General features: G+C 55.9%; 4 protein-coding genes. 3 read left to right on the forward strand and 1 reads right to left on the reverse strand.

Annotated elements, in window-relative coordinates:
* Positions 1 to 2762: DNA polymerase I (gene polA, locus NW820_RS09560; RefSeq protein WP_414407356.1), on the reverse strand; the 2762-nt coding region annotated here is incomplete at its 3' end.
* A gap of 339 nt (positions 2763 to 3101) precedes the next feature.
* Here polA and NW820_RS09565 point away from each other — a divergent pair.
* The 3 genes from NW820_RS09565 to psbP all read left to right on the forward strand — a co-directional run.
* On the forward strand, positions 3102 to 3785 hold the full coding sequence (locus tag NW820_RS09565; protein ID WP_414350259.1) for a polysaccharide deacetylase family protein: 684 nt from the start codon (positions 3102 to 3104) through the stop codon (positions 3783 to 3785).
* Positions 3786 to 3867: 82 nt separating this feature from the next.
* On the forward strand, positions 3868 to 4626 hold the full coding sequence (locus NW820_RS09570; protein WP_414407357.1) for a PspA/IM30 family protein: 759 nt from the start codon (positions 3868 to 3870) through the stop codon (positions 4624 to 4626).
* Positions 4627 to 4889: 263 nt separating this feature from the next.
* Positions 4890 to 5412: photosystem II reaction center PsbP (gene psbP, locus NW820_RS09575; protein ID WP_414400767.1), on the forward strand; the 523-nt coding region annotated here is incomplete at its 3' end.

The following is a 5412-nucleotide window of genomic DNA, read 5'->3' on the forward strand; positions in this document are numbered from 1 at the left end:
ATATCCACCACCAGCGGTATGGAGAGGGGCACTGCTCCTTCCATTTCCCTTTGGATCAGCGGTTTTAGGGCCTGCCATTCCGAGGGATCCACCTCAAACACCAGCTCATCATGCACTTGCAGGAGCAAGCGGGAACGAAAGTTCTGCAGCTTTTGCCGCAGGCGCACCATTGCTACTTTGATGATGTCTGAGGCGGATCCCTGAATGGGAGCATTCACAGCTGCCCGCAATTCCGCTTGTTTGCGATGGCCTGTCAGACGAGACAAATTGGGAAAATAGCGACGGCGACCCAAGATCGTTTCTACATAGCCATGCTTTTCCACAAAGGCTTCGGTGGAGCGCAGGTAGGCGAAAATACCGGCGTAGCGCTCGTTAAATCGCTGTAAAAATTGCTTGGCTTCCGACAAAGAAACCCCCGCAGTGCGGGCAAAGCGCTGCGCTCCCATGCCATAGATCACCCCATAGTTGATCGTTTTGGCCAGGCGGCGTTCTTCGCTGGTTATTTCCTGTTTTTCCAGGAGCAGGCGGGCGGTCAGGGTATGCACATCTTCCCCTGAGCGAAAGCCTTCCAGCAAGGCAGGTTCTTGGCTGAGGTGGGCCAAAATGCGCAGCTCAATTTGAGAGTAATCTGCTGCCGCCAATAGCCATCCCTCTTGGGGAATAAAAGCTTGTCGAATCCGGCGACTGAACTCGGTGCGAATGGGAATATTTTGCAAGTTGGGGTTTGAGGAGCTGAGCCTGCCGGTGGCAGTAACGGTTTGGTTAAAGTCGGTGTGGACTCTGCCGGTATCGCTTCTTACCAGGGCAGGCAGAGCATCCACATAGGTCGATTTCAGCTTGGCCAAGGTGCGGTATTGCACGATGGTTTCGATGAGAGGATGATCCCCCTCTAGCTTTTCTAAAACTGAGGCATCAGTGGAATAGCCAGTAGCCGTTTTGCGGGTTTTGCGAATGTCCAATTTCAGCTTTTCAAAGAGCAGGGATCCCAGTTGCTTGGGAGAATTGAGGTTAAAGGTTTCTCCAGCCTGGGCATAAGCTTTCTGCTCCAAACTTTGCAGCTCTTGTTCCAGCTCTTGGGAAAATTGCCTCAGAAACTCGGTATCAATGCGAATGCCGATCCACTCCATTTCTTCCAGAACTTGGGCCAAGGGCAGCTCGACCTGAATAAAAAGATCCCACAGGCGCGGATCGGTTTTCTGTAGCTTTTCGGTGAGGATTGGCACCAGACGATAGGCACAATAGGCGTCGGTTCCACAGTATTCTGCAACTTTGGAAATCGGGATATCGGCAATGGACTGTTCCTTGCCCAGCAACTTTTTGTAGCTGGTGGTTGGCAAACCCAAATGGGTAGCTGCCAAATCGGCCAAGTTGTGGCTGGCTTCTGGATCCAAAACGTAGCTGGCCAACATGGGATCAAACTGGATCCCTTGCAGGCGGATCCCGTGGGCGCGGAAAATGCTCAGGTCGTACTTACAGTTTTGTAGGCTTTTGGGTCGGTTGGGATCTTCCCAAAGGGGTTGCAGGCTTTGTTTAACCAGCTCCCAATCCAGGTTGGATCCCTGGCGGTGGCCGATGGGCAAGTAGGCGATATCTCCCTCTGACCAACAACAGCCGATCCCCACCAATTGGGCATCCCGTGGATCTAGACTGGTGGTTTCAGTATCCCAAGCTACAATCCCTGGGCAGGCCAGCAGCTCTTGCCGCAACAGCTCCAGTTGCTCCGGCGTATCGATGATGCGCACCGCCGGCAGAGAAGGGACGGGATCGAGGGCAAAATCAAACCACAGGGCTTCGTCAGGAGCGTTTGCGGGATCCCCGGTGGGATTAAAAGCGCCAACCACCTCTGCCTCGGTTGGGATCCCCCCCAAAGCCGTTTGTATTTTGCGCACTTGGGCGATGAAGCTGTGAAACTCCAATTTTTCCAGCAGCGGCAGCAATTCTGCTTGATCAAACCCGGTTAATTTCATGCTCTCCCAGTCGGGAGAAAGAGGAACGTCGCATTTGATCCGAGCCATAAATTGCGAGTGATGGGCCGCCGGGATCCCTTCTTTGAGGTATTGCTGGACTTTTCCTTGGATCTCGTCCAGGTGGTCGAAAATTTCATCCAAACTGCCGTAGCGCTCCAGCAGCTCCACAGCTCGCTTGGGGCCGATCCCTTTCACCCCGGGAATGTTGTCAGAAGGGTCACCACAGAGGGCCTTATAATCCACCACCTGCCAAGGCCAGATGCCCAATTTTTCTTTCACTTGTTCGGGGCCAAACTCGCTGATGCGATCTTTGCTGTTGAGGTGCAAAACCCGAACTCTCCCATCGGTGTCGATCAACTGGAACAGATCTTGATCCCCACTTAAGATTTGCACCCGGTAATCTTGGGGGGCCAGCCTGCTGAGGGTGCCCAAAATGTCATCGGCTTCAAAACCCGGCACCACCAAAATCGGGATGCGCAGTGCCGTCAACACCTGCTTGAGGTTCTCCACATCTTCGATAAACTCCGGTGGCGTTTCCGGGCGGCCTGATTTGTAGGTTTCGTCGGCCTCGTGGCGAAAAGTGGGCTGCCGTGTATCAAAGGCAACGGCTACATGGGTAGGGGTGTATTTGTCCAAGACTTCTAACAGCGATTTCAAAAAGCCAAAGCTGACGCTGGTGGGGATCCCGGTGGAAGTGCGCAACCCCCCCTCGCGACTGTAGGCAAAGGCGTAGAAGGAGCGATAGGCCAAAGAGTGACCATCCACCAGCAGCAGTGTTGGAGTTCTCAAAGCCATTAGCCGATACCTTGAGGGTGAATCTAGCCTATCGGATCTGGGCTATGGGCAGAAGGGATCCCACATCCGTCTCAAGAACTCGAGCGGCGGGCTGCTGCCGACACCCAATGGCAACTTCTGTAATCACAATCTGTAGGCACAATCTGTAATCACAACTGGCTAGGACGAGATCCAAAAGCCCATCGACGGGCCCGCCAACCCTGATTTCCGTTTTGCGGGCTACAATGCTCATGCCCATTTTTTCAATTGGTTGGCTCAATCGGCAATACCTAAATTTGTTACCCAGTTGATCACCCAAAGCATTGCCCTCTGGTTCTGGACAAAATACAGCCCACCACAATGCTCTTCTCTTCTCAGCAAATCCTGCCCCCATCTCTCTACCCACCCCTGCATTGGGGCCTCAAGACCCTCTTTCCCGACGGCCTGTGGGAGTTGCCGGCAGATCCCCATACCCAGCGGGTGGCTCTGACCTTTGACGATGGCCCTCACCCTGAGTACACCCCGGCTTTGTTGCAGGTTTTGATGGATTTTCAGGTGCCGGCCACGTTTTTTGTGTTGGGAGAACGGGTGCAGCGCTGGCCCCACCTGGCCCGTCAGATCCGCCAACAAGGCCACCGCATTGGCCTTCACGGCTGGCAGCATCGCCCTTTTACCGAGCTTGCCCCTGGAGAGCTTTATCAGAGCCTGAAGCGCAGCCAAACCACCCTCGTGGCTGCCTGTGGCGGGATCCCTGACGATTATCGGGCTGTGCGCCCGCCCAATGGCTTGTTTTGGCCGCAGACGCTTGCGGATTTGCGCCGTTGGGGCTTTTGTCCGGTGATGTGGAGCGTGGTGCCTGAGGATTGGCTGATCCCACCGGTATCGGTGGTGGTGGAGCGGGTGCTGGCCCAGGTGCGGCCTGGCTCCTTGATCGTGCTGCACGATGGGGTACAAGGAGGAGCCCAAGTGGTTGAGGTAACGCGGCAGTTGATCCCAACTTTGAAGAAGCGGGGATTTGAATTTGTCCACTTGCCGGATCCCTGAGATCTTTCCAGTTGGGGAGAAATTAAATACAGTAGAGGCACGCAAATACAGTAGAGGCACGCACAAGCAGGAGGGTCAGGCCATGGGCGCACGCAAGATTATCTACGGCATTTTTGGGCAACGGGCCGGCAGCGTCATCGTCGGAACTTGGAACTGGCTGTGGGGGCTCCCGGTGGAGAAAGGCGGCACAGGAGCGGTGATGGTGGCGGAAGAATCCCTACGCACCATGCAGGAGACGGTTCAGCGTCTCACGGAAGCCGTTGCCACCCAAGTAGCCGCCTATCAGCGGGCTGAGCAGAAGTACATGCAAAAGGTGCGGGAGTACCAGGCCCTGGAGAACAAAGCTCGCCTGGCCGCCCAACGGGGCGATCAAGAGGCTGCCCGCCTGGCTATGTCCCAAGCGCTGCAAATTGAGGCCATTCTCGGCCCCCTTAAGGAGAATGTGGAAACTGCCGAGCGCTACGTCAATGCCGCCAAGCAAAAGCTGGCCCGCGAGAAAGAGCGATTGGCCGCTTACAAGAGCGAGCTGAGCAACCTCAAAGACATCAACGAGGTGAACCAAGCTCTGGAGCAGATGACCCGCGTCAACAATTCCTACAACATCGACTCGGCCAAGTCGCAATTTGAGGCGGCGAAGAATGCTATCCAGGCTCGCCAGCTCAAATCCCGAGCCATGAGCGAACTCTCGGAAGATCGCAGCGAGCAGATTGCTGCCCAATTGGATGAAATGGCCATGGACGATGAAATCTCCCGCCGCTTGGCAATGCTCACCGGCCAAGGAGGTGCCCAGGCCAACCTGCCGCTACCGGATCTGGATTTCGAGAAGCGGCTCCCCCAATAGCGGCAGTTGCTTCCAAGCTTGGGGATCCCTCGCTTTTCAACCCACGTCGGCAACCCCGCTGCTAAGTTGCAGGGGGAGCTTTCCGTTGGGAATTGACGGTCAACGGGCTAGAGGGAGTGCGCTCGTACTAGGATGATAAAGGAACAATAGGCAACCCATCTGAGGAGAGGATCCCAGCAATGTCAGCAGCACGAGGCGCGCATTCTGCCCGATCAGGCCTGTGGCCCACTTACGCAACCAGCCTGTGGCTGTCTAGAGCGCTGTTGCTGCTCTGTGTCTGCCTCAGCTTGGTGGTTTGTGCCTGTTCCGCGGGCTCTAACCTGCGGGCCTACAGGGATCCCAGCGGAGCCTTTGCTTTTGCCTACCCCAATGGCATGGTGGCGGTCAATCTTGGGCCGGGGAAAGGGCCGGTGGTACTCCTGCGCGACCTGGTGTACGAGACCGAGAACGTCAGCCTGATGATCGCCCCGTTTGACAAGGGGGAGACGATTGCCGATTTGGGCAGCCCGGATGAGGTGGGGCAGTTGGTGGCGGAGAAGATCATTGCTCCTGAGGGATCCGGTCGCTCGGCCAAGCTGTTGGCTGCCGAAGCCTTTGAGCGGCAGGAGCACCCCTATTACCTGCTGGAATACCAAACCGATATGGGATCCCAGCTTCGTCATGAGGTGGTGACGGTGACCGTTCGGCACCATCGCCTCTACACGCTGACAGCCTCTACCCAAGAATCCCGCTGGCCTCAGGTGCAGGCTGCTTTTAGGAACGTGGGCCGCTCTCTGAATGTTTCCT

Origin of the sequence: Synechococcus sp. R55.7, from assembly GCF_047461955.1 — a bacterium.
Taxonomy (GTDB): Bacteria; Cyanobacteriota; Cyanobacteriia; order Thermostichales; family Thermostichaceae; genus Thermostichus.